17 protein-coding genes are annotated in these 19,271 nt (G+C 70.2%); 9 read left to right on the top strand and 8 right to left on the bottom strand.

What is annotated here, in order from left to right; genetic code table 11:
- Positions 1-101: 101 nt before the first annotated feature.
- Complete coding sequence (locus ACFVJX_RS01145; protein ID WP_384123468.1) at positions 102-1,067, top strand: aminoglycoside phosphotransferase family protein; 966 nt, start codon at positions 102-104, stop codon at positions 1,065-1,067.
- 10 nt (positions 1,068-1,077) lie between these two features.
- Here ACFVJX_RS01145 and ACFVJX_RS01140 read toward each other — a convergent pair whose 3' ends face one another.
- Both ACFVJX_RS01140 and ACFVJX_RS01135 read right to left on the bottom strand, forming a co-directional pair.
- A complete protein-coding gene (locus ACFVJX_RS01140; RefSeq protein WP_384123470.1) occupies positions 1,078-3,870 on the bottom strand; it encodes a molybdopterin-dependent oxidoreductase in 2,793 nt (930 codons plus the stop codon).
- Positions 3,867-4,691 (bottom strand): FAD binding domain-containing protein, encoded by an 825-nt coding sequence (locus tag ACFVJX_RS01135; RefSeq protein WP_384123472.1) that lies wholly within the window; start codon positions 4,689-4,691, stop codon positions 3,867-3,869. Before ACFVJX_RS01135 ends, ACFVJX_RS01140 begins: the two co-directional genes overlap by 4 nt.
- 343 nt (positions 4,692-5,034) lie before the next feature.
- Between ACFVJX_RS01135 and ACFVJX_RS01130 the strand changes: the two genes are divergently transcribed.
- The 3 genes from ACFVJX_RS01130 to hemC all read left to right on the top strand — a co-directional run bounded on the left by ACFVJX_RS01130 (position 5,035) and on the right by hemC (position 8,415).
- Positions 5,035-6,654: an MFS transporter gene (locus ACFVJX_RS01130; protein WP_384123474.1), complete on the top strand. Its 1,620-nt coding sequence runs from the start codon at positions 5,035-5,037 to the stop codon at positions 6,652-6,654.
- A gap of 234 nt (positions 6,655-6,888) precedes the next feature.
- Positions 6,889-7,464: an O-methyltransferase gene (locus ACFVJX_RS01125; protein ID WP_384123476.1), complete on the top strand. Its 576-nt coding sequence runs from the start codon at positions 6,889-6,891 to the stop codon at positions 7,462-7,464.
- 18 nt (positions 7,465-7,482) lie between these two features.
- On the top strand, positions 7,483-8,415 hold the full coding sequence (gene hemC, locus ACFVJX_RS01120) for a hydroxymethylbilane synthase (protein WP_384123478.1): 933 nt from the start codon (positions 7,483-7,485) through the stop codon (positions 8,413-8,415).
- A gap of 25 nt (positions 8,416-8,440) precedes the next feature.
- Here the strand turns inward: hemC and ACFVJX_RS01115 are convergent, their stop codons facing one another.
- A complete protein-coding gene (locus ACFVJX_RS01115) occupies positions 8,441-9,112 on the bottom strand; it encodes an HAD family hydrolase (RefSeq protein ID WP_384123480.1) in 672 nt (223 codons plus the stop codon).
- 19 nt (positions 9,113-9,131) lie between these two features.
- Complete coding sequence (locus ACFVJX_RS01110; protein WP_384123482.1) at positions 9,132-10,097, bottom strand: LLM class F420-dependent oxidoreductase; 966 nt, start codon at positions 10,095-10,097, stop codon at positions 9,132-9,134.
- Positions 10,098-10,401: 304 nt separating this feature from the next.
- Here ACFVJX_RS01110 and ACFVJX_RS01105 point away from each other — a divergent pair, with 304 nt between their 5' ends.
- Positions 10,402-11,577, top strand: a complete 1,176-nt coding sequence (locus ACFVJX_RS01105) for a PP2C family protein-serine/threonine phosphatase (protein ID WP_384123483.1) — start codon at positions 10,402-10,404, stop codon at positions 11,575-11,577.
- A gap of 16 nt (positions 11,578-11,593) precedes the next feature.
- Here ACFVJX_RS01105 and ACFVJX_RS01100 read toward each other — a convergent pair whose 3' ends face one another.
- The 3 genes from ACFVJX_RS01100 to ACFVJX_RS01090 all read right to left on the bottom strand — a co-directional run bounded on the left by ACFVJX_RS01100 (position 11,594) and on the right by ACFVJX_RS01090 (position 15,255).
- On the bottom strand, positions 11,594-12,421 hold the full coding sequence (locus ACFVJX_RS01100) for an aldo/keto reductase (RefSeq protein WP_384123485.1): 828 nt from the start codon (positions 12,419-12,421) through the stop codon (positions 11,594-11,596).
- Positions 12,422-12,523: 102 nt separating this feature from the next.
- A complete protein-coding gene (locus tag ACFVJX_RS01095) occupies positions 12,524-13,939 on the bottom strand; it encodes an NAD-dependent succinate-semialdehyde dehydrogenase (protein ID WP_384123487.1) in 1,416 nt (471 codons plus the stop codon).
- Between the two features lie 173 nt (positions 13,940-14,112).
- A complete protein-coding gene (locus ACFVJX_RS01090) occupies positions 14,113-15,255 on the bottom strand; it encodes an FAD-dependent oxidoreductase (RefSeq protein WP_384123489.1) in 1,143 nt (380 codons plus the stop codon).
- 184 nt (positions 15,256-15,439) lie between these two features.
- On the opposite strand from ACFVJX_RS01090, the gene ACFVJX_RS01085 reads away from it, so the two are divergent.
- The 4 genes from ACFVJX_RS01085 to ACFVJX_RS01070 all read left to right on the top strand — a co-directional run bounded on the left by ACFVJX_RS01085 (position 15,440) and on the right by ACFVJX_RS01070 (position 18,410).
- Positions 15,440-16,021 (top strand): TetR/AcrR family transcriptional regulator, encoded by a 582-nt coding sequence (locus tag ACFVJX_RS01085; RefSeq protein ID WP_384123491.1) that lies wholly within the window; start codon positions 15,440-15,442, stop codon positions 16,019-16,021.
- A gap of 146 nt (positions 16,022-16,167) precedes the next feature.
- Positions 16,168-16,968: an SAM-dependent methyltransferase gene (locus tag ACFVJX_RS01080; protein WP_384123493.1), complete on the top strand. Its 801-nt coding sequence runs from the start codon at positions 16,168-16,170 to the stop codon at positions 16,966-16,968.
- Between the two features lie 705 nt (positions 16,969-17,673).
- A complete protein-coding gene (locus ACFVJX_RS01075; RefSeq protein WP_384123495.1) occupies positions 17,674-17,898 on the top strand; it encodes a hypothetical protein in 225 nt (74 codons plus the stop codon).
- Positions 17,899-17,972: 74 nt separating this feature from the next.
- Positions 17,973-18,410 carry a hypothetical protein gene (locus tag ACFVJX_RS01070; RefSeq protein WP_384123497.1) on the top strand — a complete coding sequence of 146 codons (438 nt, stop codon included), beginning with the start codon at positions 17,973-17,975 and terminating at the stop codon, positions 18,408-18,410.
- A gap of 112 nt (positions 18,411-18,522) precedes the next feature.
- On the opposite strand, the gene thpR is transcribed toward ACFVJX_RS01070, so the two are convergent.
- Positions 18,523-19,137, bottom strand: coding sequence for an RNA 2',3'-cyclic phosphodiesterase (gene thpR / locus ACFVJX_RS01065; RefSeq protein ID WP_384123499.1), 615 nt, complete (start codon positions 19,135-19,137; stop codon positions 18,523-18,525).
- Positions 19,138-19,271: the final 134 nt, after the last annotated feature.

The raw sequence follows: 19,271 nt of genomic DNA, 5'->3' as shown, positions 1-19,271 counted from the left end.
CCGTACCGGGAGGTGAGACAACCCTTCGGGACGAGGGGTTCCTGATGCGGCGCGGGTTCATCCGATGGAGCCGGAGTCGGACCGGCGCGTAGAGTGCCCCGATGATCCAGGTACCGGAGGCGTTCGCGCGGAGCACCGTCGAGCGGGAGGGCGAGCCGGGTGCGGCGTGGCTCGCCCAACTGCCCGGGATCGTGGAGGACCTTCTGGGGCGTTGGGGATGCCGGCCGGACGGCGGGGTCATGCACGGCGGTGTCGGGGTCGTCGTCCCGGTGCGCCGGGCGGACGGGACGGCTGCCGTGGTGAAGGTGTCCTTTCCGCACCCCGGCAACGTGCATGAGCCGGACGCGTTCGTCGCCTGGGGCGGTCGCGGGGCAGTCCTGCTCCACGAGCGCGACGACGGGCGTTTCGCGATGCTCCTCGAACGCGTGCGGACATCGACCCTGGCCGAGGTCGAAGGAAACGACGAGGTGGTGAGGGTCGCGGGGCTGATCAATCGGCGCCTGGCCGTCCCCGCACCGCCCGGCCTCCCCCGGCTGCGGGAACAGGCCGGCGCCTGGGAGGAGCAGTTGCGCGAGGACGCCGGAGAGCTGCCCCACACCTTGTCGCCCCGTGTGGTGGACGCCGCCGTGGCGACCGCCCGCGAACTGGGCCGTGTTCAGCCGGACATCGTGATCCACGGCGATCTGCACGCGCGGAACATCCTGCGCGCCGACCGGGAGCCCTGGCTGGCCGTCGACCCCAAGGGGTACGCGGGGGATCCCGCATACGACGGCGGCACGCTGCTCAAGTCGCGTGCGGTGACGCTGCTGGGGGCGGACGATGTGCGCAGGGCCGTCCACCGGATCCTGGACGGATTCGCCGAGGCCGCGGAAGTCGATCGCGAACGGGCCCGGCGCTGGGCGCAGTTCCATGCCGTGCAGACGGCGTTCTGGGGACGCCGCCACGGTTTCCGGGTGGCCCGTGGTGGAGCACGGCTGGATCTACTCACCCAACTGGTGGAACATCTCGCCGAGTTGCTCACGGAACACACTCAGGGACGGCACGGCGGACCGACGCCCCGCACCTGAGTCGCGCCGGCTACGCGGACGAGTCGGCGCGCCGAGCACCCCGCTGATCCATCGCCAGCCACACACGGTCCCGGGTCACGGGCATCTCGGTGAAGCGGATCCCCGTGGCGTCGTACAGCGCGTTGGCGAAGGCGGGGGCGACGGGGTTGAAGGGGCTCTCGCTCATCGACTTGGCTCCGAGCGGGCCGATCGCGTCCGTCGTCTCCATGAAGTGGACCTCGGTACGCGGCACGTCGGCGTACTGCGGAAGGCGATAGCGGCGGAAGGCCGCAGTGGTGACCTTGCCGCGCTCGTCGAGCCTCACGGTCTCGAAGAGTGTGGCGCCGAGCGCCTGCGCGACCCCGCCCTCGATCTGTCCACGGCACTGCAGCGGGTTCATCACCTTGCCGGCGTCGGCGGCGTGGACACTGCGGAGGATCCTCATCTCGCCCGTGTCCGGGTCGACGGCGATCCGGAACCACTGGGCGTTGAAGGCCACCGAGCGTGGACTGCCGCCCCAGTGCCCCTCCGCCGTGATCTCGTGCTGCGCACCCGCCGCGTGGGCGGCCTCGTGGAGCTCCTTCAGCGTGACGGTCCGGCCGGCGCAGTCGATCGCGTCCGTGCCGAGGGTGCACAGGTGGCGGGCCACTCCGGTGTGCCGGGCCGCGAAGGTCTTGAGGCGCCCGGCCAGGGACTCCGCGGCGAGCAGGACCGCTTTGCCCGCCACGACCGTACCGGCCGAGCCGAAGGCGCCGGTGTCGTGGCGGACGACGTCGGTGTCGGACTGCCGGATGGCGATCCGGTCGACGGTGGTGTTGAGGGCCCCCGCGGTGATCTGCTTGTGGACGGTGGTGGTGCCGTTGCCGAACTCCGCCGTGCCCACGGCGATGTCGTAGGTTCCGTCGGTGAGGAGAGTGACGGTCGCGTCGGCGTAGTGACCGCCGGGCGGCCCGGTGGCGATCATCGCCATGGCGGTGCCCTGGCCGGTCAGCCATCCCGCCGGAACGTCCTCGGTGCTGCGGTCCTCCGCCATGGCGTCGCGGACGATCGACAGGCACTGGGCGAGGCCGTACGAGGCGATGTGCAGGTCCTCCTCCTCCCCGATCGGACTGGCCATGTGGTCGCCCGGGCCGATGATGTTCTTCTCCCGGAACGCGAGCGGGTCCATGCCCAGGCGCCGGGCCATCTCGTCCATGGCTGATTCGACGGCGAAGGTGACCTGGCCGAGTCCGTAGCCCCGGAAGGCGCCCGCGGGAACGCCGTTGGTGTAGACGGAGAAGGCGTCGACCTTCTTGTGCGGGGCGCGGTAGACGGCGAAGGACTCGCCGACACTGTGGAACATGACGGCGGGGCCGTGGTTGCCGTACGCGCCGGTGTTGGAGACCACCCGCATCTGGATCGCGCTCAGCGTGCCGTCCGCGCGGGCACCCAGCTTGATGCGGATCGTGAAGGGGTGGCGGGTGGTGGCGCCGTAGAACTGCTCGGCGCGGGTGTACTCGAGCTTGACCGGACGGTGCAGTCTGAGTGCGGCCAGTACGACGATGTCCTCGGTGAGCATCTCCTGCTTGCCGCCGAATCCGCCGCCCACCCTGCCCGCGACGACCCGGACCTCGTCCTCGGGGAGGCCGTAGAGGGCGCACAGCGCGCGCCGGGTCAGGAACGGGGTCTGGGTGCTGGAGCGCACGGTGAGGCGCTCGCCGTCGCCTTCCTCCTTCGGCTCGAAGTAGGCGACGCAGCCGTGCGTCTCCAGGCTGGCGTGCTGGACCCGCTGGGTGCGGAAGGTCTCCTCGTACACGACCGCAGCTTCGGCGAACCCCTCGTCGACGGAGCCGATCTCGCCGTGCACCTCACCGGCCACGTTGTTCTCGACGCGGGCGATCCGCACCTCGGGTCCCTTGCCCGCGTGGATGACGGGCGCGCCGGTGCGCATGGCCTCTTCCGGGTCGGTGACGTAGGGGAGTTCCTCGTAGGTCACCTCGATCCGCCGGCAGCCCTCCTCGGCCGCCTGCTCGCTCTCGGCGACGACGGCGGCGACGCGCTGGCCGACGTAGCGGACGGTGTCGTCCAGGACGCGGGTGTCGTCGGGGTCCTCGGTGGGGTGTTCGTGCCTGGCGCTGGAGTACAGGGTGTCGGGGGCGTCCTCGTGGGTGAGGACGGCGTGGACGCCGGGGACCCGGAGGGCCGCCGCGGTGTCGATCGCGAGGATGCGGGCGTGCGGGTGCGGGGAGCGCAGCAGCTTCATATGGAGGAGGCCGGGGACCTCGGTGTCGAAGGTGTACCGGGCGGTACCCGTCACGACCTGTGGTCCGGCCGGGGCCCCGAGACTCTTGCCCACCGCCTGCCCGGCGCAGGGGCGTTCGGTGTGCTTGACGCCGTGGACGGCGTCCTCGATGGCGCGGTATCCCGTGCAGCGGCAGATGTTGCCCTTGAACGCGCGGGGCAGGTCGTCCAGTTTGCCGTCGTCGTGGGGGCCGCCCTTCTCCTGTTCGAGGGCGGCCGTGGTCATCAGGAAGCCCGCGGTGCAGAACCCGCACTGGAAGCCCTGGGCGTCCAGGAACTTCTGCTGTACGGGGTGGAGTTCGCCGTCCTTGCGGGCCAGGCCCTCCACGGTGGTGACGGACCGGCCCTCGGCTCGTACGGCGGGGTAGAGGCAGCTGTGCACCGGCTCACCGTCCACATGGACCGTGCAGGCGCCGCAGTCCCCCGCGTCGCAGCCCTTCTTCACCCCGAACCAGCCGCGCTCGCGCAGATAGGTGCGCAGACACTGCCCGGCGCGGGGCTCGGAGTCGAAGGGCTGGTCGTTGACCTGGATGCTGAAGTTCATCGCACACCGTCCTGGGTGAGAACGCGCCGGACCTGCTCGGCGAGGTGGAAGGCCATGTGGCGCCGCCATTCGGGCAGGCCGTGGATGTCGTCGAACCAGTCGGAGTCGCCCACGGCGGACTCGATCTCCCCGCGCAACGCGGACCGGCCGGGCGGCAGGGCCGACCAGAGGCGGAAGGGACGCCGGGTCGCGGCCGTGATGGTCACGGCCAGTGAACCGTCCAGCGGGTCCAGCGTCCCGATCACGAGGGCGCCCGAGCGACCGAGGCCGTAGAGCGACGCCTGCCGGAAGGCCGTACGGCACCTCAGTGAGCGGGCCGGGATCGTCACCGAACGCAGCAGTTCACCCTCGGCGAGGTCCTTGACGCCTGCTCCGGTGACGAAGTCCGCCGCCTTGACCCGCCGGAGCGAGCCGTCCTGGGCCTGGAGCAGGCAGTCGGCGTCCAGGGCCGCGGTGAGGGAGATCATCGGGCCGGCGGGCAGGCCGTTGCAGAGGTTCCCGCCGACGGTCGCCATGTTCCAGATCTTGAACGAGGCGAGGAAGGCCCGGCAGCACTGCTCGAAGAGCGGGGCCGCCGCCGCGTCGAGTGCCCGCCCGAACCGGGACAGCTGCGCGATCGTGCACGTGGCCGCGATCTCCACGGAGCCGTCGGGCAGGGTGCGGATCGGCTCCCAGCCCATCCGGCTCAGATCGACCAGCCGCCGCAGATGGGGCTGGGGCTCGGAGAACAGGTACGTTCCGCCGCCGAGCCAGGCGTCGCCCGGGCGCCAGGGCTCGTGGCGGCGGGCGTCGCGCACGTCGAGAACCGTGTTCAGATCCATGTCTCCCCCGTCTTCAGCCGCTGCTTCCCCGCCAGTGAAGCCGGGCCGGAGGCCGAAAACGACTGGTGCCCCGCACGGAAAACGACCGGCCCGAGCCACCCTGCCCTGGTGAATCAACCATCTGCGGGCCGCCGGGGCGGTCCCGGGTGCGAGCCCCTGAGCGGGCGGCACGAGTTCGGGCGAAGCGGGTGACCGCGGCAGCCGCCGGGGCTGCCTGCCGCACGCGTTCACCTCGTGTGGAGGAGCCGCACCGCGTGTACGGCGGCGGCACCCGGGCACCTGGCGGATATTGGATTCTCAGCGGTCCCGCAGTGTGCGCCCGCCCGGATCAGGAGGTAGCGCCGTGACAACCCGCGCCGCATCGGACGAACCCGGAGACGAGGAACAGGGTCCGGGTGGAGGCGGTGGCACCGGGCCGGACGGCGGCCGGAGCGGGCGCGGGGGCCGCGAGGCGGGCCCTGCCGGCGAGGCCGCGGCGCCGGGTGATTCCGGGCTCGGCGTCATCACTACGGCGGTGCCGGCCCGGCTGGACCGGCTTCCCTGGTCGCGCTGGCACTGGATGATCGTCATCGGCCTCGGCACGGTGTGGATCCTGGACGGCCTCGAAGTGACGACGGTCGGCAACATCGCGGGCCGGCTGTCGGAGGAGGGCTCGGGGCTGGCCATCACGTCCGCGCAGGTCACCGGTCTTGCCGCGGCCCTCTACGTGGCCGGAGCCTGCTCGGGCGCACTGTTCTTCGGCTGGCTCACCGACCGCTTCGGCCGCAAGAAGCTGTTCATGGTGACGCTCGCGGTCTACCTCGCCGCGACCGCCATGACCGCGCTCTCGTTCAGCGCCTGGTGGTTCTTCCTCTTCCGCTTCCTGACCGGTTTCGGGATCGGCGGGGAGTACGCGGCCATCAACTCCGCGATCGACGAGCTGATCCCCTCGAAGTACCGGGGCCGGGTCGACCTCATCATCAACGGCAGCTACTGGCTGGGCGCCGTCGGCGGGGCGCTGCTCTCCATCGTCATGCTGAACACGGACTACTTCCCCAAGGACCTCGGCTGGCGGCTCACCTTCGCCCTCGGTGTCGTCCTGGGACTCGTCATCCTGCTCGTACGGCGACACGTACCGGAGAGCCCGCGATGGCAGTTCATCCACGGGCACGGGGAGGACGCGGACAAGCTCGTCGGCTCGGTGGAGCGGGAGGTGGAGGAGGAGAAGCACGAGAAGCTGCCGGCCCCGGCCGGTGAGATCACCATCCACGAACGCAAGAGCATCGGCTTCGGCCTCATCGCGAAGACCGTCTTCCGCAGCTACCCCAAGCGCGCCGTGCTCGGTCTGTCGCTCTTCATCGGCCAGGCCTTCCTCTACAACGCGATCACCTTCGGCTTCGGCGCGATCCTCACCACCTTCTACGACGTCCGGACCGGCCACACCGGCTACTACTTCGCGGTGATCGCGGCCGGCAACTTCGTAGGACCGCTCGTGCTCGGCAAGCTCTTCGACACGATCGGCCGGCGCGTCATGATCGCGGGTACGTACATCCTGCCGGGCATCCTGCTGTTCATCACGGCCTGGCTCTTCGACCGGGGCTCGCTCACGGCCAACACCCTCACCGCCTGCTGGTGCGTCGTGCTGTTCTTCGCATCGGCAGGGGCGAGCAGCGCCTATCTGACGGTCTCCGAGGTCTTCCCGATGGAGACCAGGGCCATGGCCATCGCCTTCTTCTACGCGGTCGGCACGGCGGTCGGCGGGATCAGCGGCCCGCTCATCTTCGCCGACCTCACCGAATCGGGCGTCGTCGGCGACACGGCCCTCGCCTTCTGCATCGGGGCGGGCCTGATGTGCGCGGCAGGCATCGTCGCGGCCTTCCTCGCGGTCAACGCCGAGCAGCGCTCCCTGGAGGACATCGCGAGGCCCCTCTCCCAGACGGAGAGCGGCGGCGGCCCGGCGCCCGTGGGTGGCACGGCGGGCTGAGGGGCCGGCCGGCCGCCGCCCGACGACTCCGGCGGGAGCGCGCACGCTCCGGGGTGTGCACCGGTGCGCCCTGTCTTGCCGACAGCGCGTCGATATCTACTCGCTGCATGAGCGTGACCACGAGACCACGAGTACCGCCACCGCCCCTCGGGAGCGCCGGCCCGAGCCGGGCCCGCCAGGGCGTTTGCGAGCCGTACGCCCGTCCGGCACTCGCCACCCACCCGGAGGACTCCCGTGGATGACCGCCCTTACTTCCGCCCGGCCGCCCTCGACAGCATCCTGATCGACGCCGCCGAACTCGGCTTCGCCATGGCGTGCGAGGACCGGACCGGCTCGCTGCTCGCCACGCTCGCCGCGTCCAAGCCCGGCGGCCACATCGTCGAACTCGGCACCGGCGTCGGCGCCGGTGCGGCCTGGCTGCTGCACGGCATGCGTCACGACGCCCGTCTGACCAGTGTCGAGACGGACTCCGTTCGCCAGACCGTGGCCGCCGAACACCTCGGACACGATCCGCGCGTCACCTTCGAGACCTCGGACGCCGATACGTGGCTCGACTCCTACGCGGGTCCTCCGCTCGCCCTCGCCTACGTCGACTGCCGCCCCGGGAAGTTCGGCCGCCTGGACGACCTCCTGGACATACTGGAGCCGGGGGGCCTGTTCGTCGTCGATGACCTGCTGCCCCAACCCACATGGCCCAGTGGCCATCAGCCGGACGTGGACAGCTTCCTCGCACAACTGCCCGATCGCGCCAACTTACTCGGCACGGCGGCGACATGGGCCTCAGGGCTACTGGTCGGAGCACGTACCTGACGGTCTATCGTGGACCGTATGGCCGCTGACCTCATTCGCATCGTGTCCCGTGACTCGCCCATGGCGCTCGCCCAGGTGGAGCGTGTCCGCACCGAGCTGACCGCGCTCCACCCCGGCATCCGTACCGAGGTCGTCCCGGTCAAGACGACCGGCGACAAGTGGATGGGCGATCTCAGCGCGGTCGAGGGCAAGGGCGCGTTCACGAAGGAGGTCGACGCCGCGCTCCTCGCCGGCGACGCGGATCTCGCCGTGCACTGCGTCAAGGACGTGCCCGCCGACCGGCCCCTGCCCGCGGGCACCACGTTCGCCGCGTTCCTCAAGCGCGACGACATCCGCGACGCCCTCATCCACCCCGCCGGACTCCACCTCGACCAGCTCCCGCCCGGAACCCGGATCGGCACCTCGTCCGTACGGCGCATCGCGCAGCTGGCCGCCTCGCATCCGCACCTCGACTGCGTACCGATGCGCGGGAACGCGAACCGGCGCCTGGAGAAGCTCGCCGCCGGGGAGGCCGACGCGCTGCTCCTGGCCCTCTCCGGTCTGGAGCGCATCGGCCGCACCGATGTGATCACGCAGGTGCTTTCCCCGGAGGTGATGTGCCCGCCCATCGGGGCCGGCGTCCTCGCCCTCCAGTGCCGCGAGGGCGACACGGAACTCATCGACCTGGTGAGCGCACTCGGTGACCCCGCCACCCACCGCGAGACGACGGCCGAGCGCATGTTCCTGCACGTCCTCCAGGGCCACTGCAACAGTCCGATCGCCGGATACGCCCGGGTCGAGGGAAATGACGAACTCGCCCTGCGGGCCAAGGTCTTCACGCCGGACGGCAAGACCGTCCTGAACGCGCACGAGTGGGCGGGGCGTCTCGACCCGGCAACGCTCGGCACCTCCGTCGCCGTCGCTCTCCTGCGACAGGGTGCGCGCGAGCTGATCGACGGCATTGCGCACTGAGCCGGCGCAGCCCTCCTCGCGCCTCTCAACTCAGCTCCGCGAAGGGGCTGTCGTCCAGCCGGTCGAGGAGGTCGGACGGGTCCCGGTAGACCGCCCGCGCACCGGCCGACTCGAGGTCGGCGCGCGGGATGCCGCCCGACAGCAACGCGACGGGGGTCACTCCGTCCCGCACGGCAGCCATCATGTCCCAGACCGTGTCACCGACGAATACCGCCCGCTCCGCCGGAACACCGGCCAGCCTCCTGGCCTGTTCCACGGGTCCCGGGGCGGGTTTGCCTTCGGTGACGTCCTCCGCACGGGCGGCCCCGAGGATGACGTCGTCCGCGTCGATGGCCCGTCGCAGCGCGGTGAGTTCCCCGCCGCCCGCCGAGGTGGCCAGCACGATCCCCCAGCCGAGCCCGGACAGTGTGCGCAGCAGATCGCCCGCCCGGTCGTACGCCGGGAGCCGTTCGAAGTAGGCACCGTAGAGCGCGTGGTGGGCCGCGCTCAGCCCGTCGTCCTGGTCGTGGTCACGGTCCGGACCGAGGACATGCTCGATCAGGTCGCCCCCTCTCAGGCCCACGGCTCGGTGGATCCGCCGCATGGGGACGCGGTGCCCCGCCTGCCTGAACGCCTCCCACCAGGTCACCACGTGGAGGTGGTTCGTATCGACGAGAGTGCCGTCTACGTCGAAGATCGCGGCGCGGTTCGTCGTCATCGTGGGCAGCCTCGCGCTCTCACAGTTCCCGCAGCGCCGGTAGCAGCTTCTGCTCCGCCCACTCAAGATACGGTTCCTGGTGGTCTCCGCCGATCTGGACGAGGGCGACCTCGGTGAACCCCGCCTCGACATAGGGCCGTACGGCCTCGACGACCGCTTCGACGTCCTCGCCACAGGGGATGGACTCCGCGACGTCCTCGGGCCGTACGAACTGCGTGGCGTCCGCGAACGCCGGCGGGCCCGGCAGTTCGGAGTTGACGGGCCAGCCTCCGCCGAACCAGCGGAACTGGTCGTGGGCTCGGGCGATCGCCGCGTCGCGGTCGGTGTCGAAGCAGATGGGCAGCTGGCCGACCTTCGGTTTGCCTCCCCCGCCGTGTCGCTCGAAGTCCGAGATCAGCTCCTGCTTGGGTTCGGTCGCGATCATCAGGTCCGCGTGCGTTCCGGCGACTTCGCAGGAGCGGTCACCCGATACGGCCACGCCGATGGGCGGGGGCGAGTCGGGAAGGTCCCACAGTTTGGCGTTCTCGACGTCGAAGTGGGTTCCGTGGTGGTTCACACGCTCCCCCGACAGAAGTGCCCGGATGATCTCCACGGCCTCTTCCAGCATCTCCAGACGGACGTGGGCGGCGGGCCAGCCCCCGCCCACCACATGTTCGTTGAGGTTCTCCCCCGAGCCGAGCCCGAGGCGGAAACGCCCCTGTGAGAGAAGCTGCATCGTGGCGGCCTTCTGCGCGACGACCGCCGGGTGATAACGCGTGGTGGGACAGGTCACATACGTCATCAGCGGGATGCGCTCGGTGGCCTGCGCGGCGGCCCCGAGCACACTCCAGGCGTACGAGGCGTGCCCCTGCGATTCCAGCCACGGGAAGTAGTGGTCGGATGTGACGGAGAAGTCGAAGCCGGCACGTTCCGCGCCGACCACATGCCCGACGAGCTCACGCGGTCCGGCCTGCTCGGTCATCATCGTGTAGCCGATCTGCACCATGTCGCTCTTCTCCTCCGTTTTCCGCTGTGTGGGGCGGCGGCCGGTCCGAACTCCCGACATCGGTCACGGACGTCCCTCCCAGCTTGACCTGCCCCGGCCGCCACGTCGCGCGGAGCGCCCCCACCGCACCGTTGCCCGGCAAGCGGACCGTCACGCGTCCGCGTACCCCTTCAGCCGAATGCCGCGTCGGACTGGCGCCCGCCGCCATCGGCACGGTTGGCTGGTCGAGCGCAGAAGGGCAGCAGGGCAGGAGAGAGGTGTCGGCGCCGTCGGCGAACGCAGGCCGGCCGGAGAGGTGACCTCCTTGAGTACATCTGCCGCAGAAGACGGTGAGCATCTCCTGCACGAGTTCCTGGCCGAAGTGCATGCCACCTCCCCGACAGATCTGCTGCCCCTGGTCAACCGGTACGCCGGCCTGCTGGGCCTGCGCGAGGTCGACATCTACCTCGTGGACCTTCAGCAGCAGCGGCTGACCTCGCTCTCCGGTGAGGACCAGCTCGCGGTGGACGCGTCCTTGGCCGGCTGGGCCTTCCGCGCACTGGCCCTGCGGATGGAGAGTACCGAGAGCGGCACCCTGGTCATCTGGCTCCCGCTCGTGGACGGGGTGGAGCGCCTCGGAGTCGTCCGCATCCAGGCGGACTCGCTGGACAGCACGAGGCTGGAGCGTTGCAGAACGCTCACGTCGATCCTCGCGATGGCCATCACTTCGAAGCGCGCCTTCAGCGATCGCTTCGTGCAGCAGGCCCGCACCGAAGCGATGACACTGCCGGCGGAGCTGGTGCGGGCCCTGCTTCCGCCCCGGACGGTCGGCGAAGCGCGGGCCCTGTCCACCGCCGTCCTCGAGCCGGCCTACGAACTCGGCGGAGACGCGTTCGACCACTCGCTGACGGAGTCGACGCTGCACGCCGTGATCCTCGACGCGATGGGCCACAATCTCGCGTCCGGGATGACCACCGCGATCGCGATGGCCGGATGCCGAAGCACTCGCCGCAAGGGGGCCGGGCTGCGCGAACTGATCGCAACCGTCGACGACACCCTCGCCACATGGCTTCCGGATCAGTTCTGCACCGGGATCGCCCTGCAACTGGACCTGGCAGGCGGAGTCATGACCTGGATCAACTGCGGCCATCCCCCGCCCCTGCTCATCCGAGACCAGCAGGTGCTGGAAAACGCCCTGGACCGGGCCGGCGAGCCTCCGATGGGCACACCCGCAAGCCTTGTTCCCTCATCGCGCGTGGTGCACGAGGTCGCCCTGGAGCATGGGGACCGGGTCCTCCTCTACACGGACGGCGTGACCGAAGCCCGCCTGGCGGGCGGATCCGAATTCGGTCTGAAGGGGTTCACGGCCTCCATCATCCGCGCCACCGCGGCGGGAGAGCCTGCCTCCGAGGCACTCCGCCAGCTGATCCACTCGATTCGGGAAAGCCAGAAGGACAGACTCAACGACGATGCCACCATCCTCATGATCGAGTGGCACTGACCTCCGTCGAGATCGGTCAGCCGTGGAAGCGGTCCGGGTCGGGCCCCGTGCGCTCGTCACGGTTCAGCGCGGAGATCTCACCGATGTCGCCTTCGCCGAGCTCGAAGTCGAAGAGGTCGAAGTTCTCCTCGACACGCTTGCGGGTCACCGACTTGGGAAAGATCACGTCCCCGCGCTGGAGGTGCCAGCGAAGGGTCACCTGAGCGGGCGTCCTGCCCACCCGCTCGGCGATGCGATTGATCGTCGGATCATCCAGCACCTTGCCCTGCGCGATGGGTGACCAGGCCTCGGTGACGATCTCGTGCTCCGCTCCGAACGCCCTGACATCGTCCTGGGTGAGGTAGGGGTGCACCTCGATCTGGTTGACCGCGGGCACCACCTCGCCGGCTTCCAGCAGGCGGCGCAGGTGGTGGGGCTGGAAGTTGGAGACCCCGATGGCCTTGGCACGGCCGGAGCGGTAGATCTCCTCCAGGGCCTTCCAGGTATCCACGAAGTCGCCCTTGCCGGGCAGCGGCCAGTGGATGAGGAAGAGATCCAGGTAGTCGGAGCCGATCTCGTCCATGGTGCGGTCGAACGCCTGGAGGGCGTCATCGTGCTCGTGGGCGCCGTTGTCGAGCTTGCTCGTCACGAAGATGTCGGCACGGTCGAGGCCGGAGTCGCGGACCGCCTGACCGACCTCCTTCTCGTTGCCGTACATCTGCGCCGTGTCGATGTGCCGGTATCCGGTCTCCAGCGCGGCGAGGGTCGCCTCGCGGGTGTCCTCCGGCGGGATCTGGAAGGTGCCGAAGCCGAGTTGGGGGATCCGCACCGCGTTGTTGAGGGTGATGGCGGGAACTGCTGTCACGGTCACTCCTTGTGTCGTCGGTGTGCGTACGTGCCGTCGGCGTACGTGCCGTCGGCGCAGGTACGGGGCGTCGGGGCGTACGTACGGGGCGTCGCAGGTCGTTCAGCCTGCGATGCCGCGCAGTTCCGCGTCGGGAGGCAGGATCCGGACCAGTTTCCGGTTGACGAACTCCTGCATGCCGAGCTTCGAGAGCTCCCGCCCGTAGCCGGAGCGCTTGATGCCGCCGAACGGCAGGTCCGGCTGGGTCGATGTCGGGTGGTTCACCCAGACCATGCCGGTCTCCACGCGCTCCGCCACTCGTCGCCCCCGTTCCACGTCCGCGCAGAACACCGATCCGCCGAGGCCGTACTGGCTGTCGTTGGCGAGGGCGACGGCCTCGTCCTCGTCGGCGACCCGGTAAACGACAGCGGCCGGCCCGAAGAGTTCCTCGGCGTAGGCCCGCATGCCCGGCTTGACGCCGGTGATGACCGTCGGTTCGACGAAGGCGCCCGGACGGTCGATGCGATGGCCGCCGGTGACCAGTTCCGCCCCTTGGTCCACCGTCTCGCGGATCTGGTCGGCCAGGTCCGAGGCGGCCTGCTCCGATGAGAGCGGCCCCAGCGTGGTCGCCTCGTCCGCGGGGTCGCCCGGCCTCAGGGCCTCGAACGCGCGGCGCATTCCGTCCACGAAGTCGTCGTAGGCGTCAGCCAGGACGATGAACCGTTTGGAGGCCACACAGCTCTGGCCGGTGTTCGCCATCCGGCCCGCCACCGCGGCCCCGATGGTGCGCTCCAGCCCCTCACGGTCGAGGACGACGAACACGTCGCTGCCGCCGAGCTCCAGCAGGGTGGGCTTCATGTTCCGCCCGGCCCGTTCCGCGACGCGGGCCCCGGCACCCTCGCTACCGGTGAGGGAGGCTCCGCGGACGACCGGGCTGTCGATGATGCGCGAGATCTCCTCGTGGCTCACGAACAGGTTCGTGTAGACGCCCTCGGGTGCCTCCGCGTCGCGGAACAGCGACTCCAGGGCGAGAGCGGACTGCGGGCAGATGCCGGCGTGCTTGACCAGCACGGTGTTACCGAGCACCAGGTTCGGCCCCGCGAAGCGGACCACCTGGTAGAGCGGGAAGTTCCACGGCATGACGCCCAGCAGCACACCGAGGGGCTCGTTGACGAGGTATGCCTCGCCCTCTTCCACATCGAGGGGCTCGGCGGCGGCGAAATCCGGCCCGTGCCGCGCGTAGTACTCCAGAATCGACGCGGCGAGATCCACCTCTCCGCGCGCCTCGGAGATGAGCTTTCCCATCTCCTGGGTGATGACCTGGGCCAGTTGCTCTTTTCGTTCCTTCATCAGCCCGGCCGCTCGGCCCACTACGGCGGCACGTTCCGCGATCGGCCGCTTCCGCCACGCATCGAACGCGTGGCCTGCGGTTTCGATCGTGGAGTCGACCTTCTCGCCTTCGATGGACGGGAACTCCGCGAGGGTCTCACCGGTGTATGGATTCACGGTCGCAAAAGAACTCTTGTGCTGGCCTGACATGGAATCTCCAGGACGCCGAGGGGTCGCGCGGGTCGCAACAGCGCAGAGCGGAGCTTCACGTTCCGCCCTTCCTCCGGGGTACCCGCCATCAGGGTGAGCAAACAGCACTTAAGCCTCAAATGGGTCCAGTGTTCACGACGGAACCCAGGGCGCGGCCCGGCGGAACCTCGGCCTCACCGCCCGGGGCCGTCCCCGCTGAAGTCGGGCGCCTCGGTGGCCAGCAGGTGTTCGGCGCCGCCTTCGAGGACTCCGGCCATCTCGGCCGAGCGGGGAAGCATGGTCTTTTCGTAGACGTGGACGGCGTCGTCGACGGTGGCGGCATTCGCGAGAGCGAGCGCGAGTTCACAGGCGTCGAGCATGGCCAGGTTGACGCCGACACCCAGCGGGGGCATGAGGTGGGCCGCGTCACCGAGGAGCGTCACCGTGGGGTTGTGCACCCAGGTGTGCGGGACGGGAAGGGCAAGAATCGGGCGGTCGACGTAGGGGCCGTCGTTGTCGGTGATCATCCGACGCATGCGGGGCGACCAGTGGGCGTAGCGCTTCAGGAGCAGGGCGCGGATCCCGTCCGTGTCGCCCGGCTCCAGGCCGCCCTCCTCGATCCAGCCGGCCGGGGCGCGCTGGATGACGTACACGCGGATGCGGTTGCCGCTGTTGCGCTGCGCGAACATGCCGCGCTCACCGTCGGCCGCGTGGGCACCACCCTGGCCGACCAGCTCGGCGATGTCGGGGTGGCGGTTGTCGACGTCGGAGAACCAGGCCTCCAGGAAGCTCACCCCCGAGTATTCGGGCACTGCGGCCGAGACGGCCCGGCGCACCCGGGAGAAGGCGCCGTCGGCGCCGATGACCAGATCGGCCTCGACGGTGGTGCCGTCGGCGAAGTGCAGCTGACGCGGCCCCCGCACGGGCCCCTCGACACGGTCGAGGGCCGCACCCCAGCGCACGGTGCCGGGCCGCAGCGAGTGGAGCAGGAGGTCGCGGAGCTGACCTCGGTCTATTTCCGGCTTGAAGAGCTCGTCGGGCCCAGGGACCTCATGGGACGTGATCGTGCCCGCAGGGTCCATCTGCCGCATCTCCTGCCCTTCGGGGCGGGCCAGCTCGAAGAACTCGTCGAGGAGGCCCGCCGCACGGAGTGCGATCTGCCCGTTGTCGGCGTGCAGGTCCAGGGTGCCGCCCTGATCGCGTGCGTCGGGGCCCGGATCACGGTCATGGACGGTGACGGCGATGCCGTGCAGTTGGAGGATGCGGGCGCAGGTCAGCCCACCGGGACCGGCTCCGATGATGCTGATCCGGGCGTGCGCGGGGTGCGGAGAAGTCATGACAGTTCCTTCCGTCGACGAAATCGGGGATGCGGGTGAGCGGGGCGAAGAGGGCGGCTCCGCCTCCGGGCGTGCCACAGGCCGGCAGCGAACGCGGGCTCCCCGACTCACAAAAAGTAGACTATGGAAAAAAGTGGAATCTGACAACTTAAATTCACATGCCACTATCGGGTAGGCTCGGGGCATGACCGAGCCCCCCGTCGGCCGCCGCGAACGCAAGAAGGCGGCCACCCGGCAAGCGATCAGTGACTCCGCGCTCCAGCTCTTCCTGGAGCGCGGCTACGACCACGTGAGCATCCGGGACATCGCCGAAGCCGCAGACGTGTCGACCACGACCGTGTTCAAACACTTCACCGGCAAAGAGGCCCTCGTCTTCGACCGGGAGGACAGCAACGACGCACAGCTGATCTCCGCCGTGCGAGAGCGACCACCCGGCCAGAGCGTGCCCGATGCCCTGTGCGGACACGTGCTCGACACCTGGCTGCCGATCGCAGAACACCCCCAACGGGAGGATTTCAACCAACTGGTCGACTCCACACCGGCGTTGCGCGCGTACGCGGAACGCATGTGGGCCCGGCACACCGACACCCTGAGCGCGGCCATCGCCGACGATTTCGGTGTCGACCACGACAACCTCGCCTGCGCCACGCTCGCCCGGTTCGTCCTCGAAGTCCCCGTCCTCGCACAAGGACAGCGGGACCGACGGGCCGCCGTAGAGGAGATCTTCGGCTTTCTCACCAACGGCTGGCGGCCCCCGGGCAGCTAGGGCGTCCCCGGATCACGGCCGCCCGGGCAAGGCCCCGACGGGCCGGGCGAGTTGTGCACCGCCGGGGATGCATGGCTGGTCACAGGAGGTACCGTGTCCGGACTTGAGTGCGAGTCGGCTGCCGCGGCCGCAGAGGGGACGAAACGATGAACGACCACACACTGTCCGCACCGCCTCCCGCGAACGCGCACCCGGCCCGCGTGTACAACGTATGGCTGGGCGGCAAGGACCACTATCCGGTCGACCAGGAGGCAGCCGAGCTCGCCGCCACGGCGAACCCGACGATCGTGCCTTCCGTCCGGGCCAACCGGGCCTTCCTCGGCCGCGCCGTACGCCACCTCACGGAGGTCGGGGTACGCCAGTTCCTGGACATCGGTACGGGCATTCCCGCCGCGGCGAACACCCATGAGGTGGCTCAGCAGGCCGCCCCCGATTCCCGTGTCGTCTACGTCGACAACGACCCCATCGTGCTCTCCCACGCGCGGGCGCTCCTGGTCAGCGGCCCCGAGGGGCAGACGGACTACGTGCAGGCCGATGTGCGGAACGTGGAAACGATCCTCGAAGCGGCTTCCCGCAACCTGGACCTGAACCGGCCCGTCGGCCTCATGCTCGTGGCGATCCTCCAGTACATCAAGGACACCGAGGACCCTTGGGACATCACCCGTCGGCTGCTGGGACGTCTCGCCCCCGGAAGCCACCTCGTGCTGTCCCATCCGGCCGCCGACGTCACGGCCCCCGAGGTCGCCGAGTCCATGCGGATCTACAACGAGCGCGCCGCCAGCCACGCTTCGGCCACTCCGCGCACCCGGGAAGAGGTGCGGCGCTTCTTCGACGGCCTGGAGGTCCTGGAACCGGGGGTCGTCACCCTGACACGCTGGCGCCCCGGGCCGTCCGATGCCCCGGACGACACTCTCCCGATGTGGTGCGCGGTCGCCCGTAAGGCGTGACCCACGGGCTCGACAACTCGTCTGTCACAGCACACCGACGCGGCACCGGTGGCGGACAGGCGCGCTCTTCGTGGGCGGGGGCCGTGACCGCCTCGGTGGGTGAGTCCGTGGAGGCGCCCCGGGCCGGAACGGCACTGGAGTCCCCCGTGACGCGTCACGGGCTCACCGCGACGGGCGCCTTCTCGTGCCTGCTGTCCCCCGCCCGGCGGTCAGGGCTTCGTCACCCGCGCGTAAACACCGGAGTGTACTGACGGCTGCGGCGGCGCGTACTCTGATGTCAGCTCATTCAGCTGTTCGGGATGGGTGGTGTGCCGGGAAGCCTGGTCGGCGACGTAATTCGTCGCGCCCGGAAGGCTTGCTGTGCCGTTCTCTCCACCTCCCCGCCCTCGTTCTTGCGCCGCCGTCCGGCTGAGCGCGGAGTTGGCCCCCGCCGGGGCGCCACGTATCCGAAGGGGACGGCTCGGGGCCCTCGCCCGCGCCCCGGCGTCATGCGGGCGGCTCCCAGCGGGGTCGTCCATCTCGCCGCGGAGGCCGGTGCGCCGCTCGCGGCCCCCGCGGCAACGGCCCGCCGGTCCGGACACACCCTTCCCCCACGCACGACTGCCTCCGCATCCCGCGTGCTGTCCGGAAGCCGGGTTCACAGCGCCTGATGGACGCGCCGCTTCTCCCCGATCCGTAATTCTGCGACGAGACAAGAGTCTGGCGATGTCATCCCGAAACGACCCCCTCTCTCCGCCCCCTCCGACTCCGGAGGAGCTCGCGATCCAGGAGGTCATCAACTGCTTCGACGCGTATGCCCGCATCCTCGGTGCACGTCACAGCGTCCTGGCCGCCTCCCGCAACGGACCGCGGGAGGAAGAACGCGCGTTCAGCGATCTGCAGCAAGCCGTCGCACGGCTCCGCACCGTTTCCTGGCCGAGGCCGTCGTAGGTCCGACCGGCACAGAACCAGGAGGCGGGCCCTCCCCCGAGGGCCGGTCCGACTCCTCGATAGCCTGCGTCACCATGATGCGTGCCTGGAAACTGCCGACACTTTTCGTTCTCTGCGGCGCAGTCGTCGCGACCGGCCTGGTCCTCTCGGGAATCACCGGGCAGGCGGTGGCGACCCTGTTGGTGTTCGTACTGCTGGCGGCCATGCACTCGCCCCTCGTCTTTCCCCGATCGATCAGTGCGGCGGAGGCACAACGCCGCAGCGCGGTCGACGGTCGGCCGGTCGTCTACTGGCGGGCGGGCTGCAAGTACTGTCTCCGGCTGCGCGTCCGAATGGGCCGTGGCGCCCGCCGGCTGCACTGGGTCGACATCTGGCGTGACCCGGCGGGCGCCGCGGTGGTGCGATCGGCCAACGACGGCAACGAGACCGTGCCGACCGTCGTCGTGGCGGGCCGGCCCCATGTCAACCCGGACCCCGGCTGGGTACGCGGTCAGCTTCCGCCGTCCAGGTGACCTGAAGCGCCGCCCCTACGACGAGGTCTCCAGAACACCGATCAGCAACTCCGCTTCGGTCGAGGACACTTGGGTCATGGCGGGGCCGCGGACGCCCGCCCGGCCGGCTCGTTCAGGCCCCGGTGCGGCTCCCGCCCCCGCTGCGGCTCCCACCGTCGAAGGCCCAGGCATCGATGTCCCGGTAGCGGACAGGTCCACCGCCGCGGCCCGCGTTGCTGCCGACCAGGTGCAGACGTTGCGCAGGCCACCGGCGGCCGCTGAACCCGGCGAGTCCCTCGGCGATCTCCGCTGTCGAGGACTGGTCCCCCCGGCGGGCGCGGGCGAGCGTCAGATGGGGGCGCAGCGGCCGGTCCTCCAGGGCGACACCGCACCTCTTGACCGTGGTCCGCACATCGGCGGCGAGCGTGTGCAGCGCGTCGAGGTCTCCGTCGACTCCGCTCCACAGCACTCGGTCGTCGAAGGTCCCGCTGCCGCGCAGCGCCAGACCGGGTGGCCGGTGGGCCGCGGCGAGGCCGGCGAGCGGCGGGCGCAGCAGCGGGACCGTCTCCGTCGGCAGCTCCCCCAGGAACGCGAGGGTGATGTGCCAGTCCTCGATGCGATTCCACCGCATCTGCGGGTGCGTGTCGTAGGCGGGGCGCAGCCGGTCGGCCAGTTCGTCTTTCGCGTGGTCGGGCGGGGCGAGGGCGATGAACACGCGAACGGTCGCGGGCGGGGTCTGTTCGTTCACACCGGACTTCCTACCGCACCCGTGCGCGGACGTGGTGGCCGGGCCCGGATGGTGGTGCGGGGACAGCCCCTGGGGCGTGTTGCGGTAGTGCCCCCCGTCCCCCCGGCGGGCGGCGCCCCGAGCGGCACACGCCC

This window comes from Streptomyces sp. NPDC127177, from assembly GCF_042672475.1.
Lineage (GTDB): Bacteria > Actinomycetota > Actinomycetes > Streptomycetales > Streptomycetaceae > Streptomyces.
This window is presented reverse-complemented; position numbering and strand designations above follow the sequence as displayed.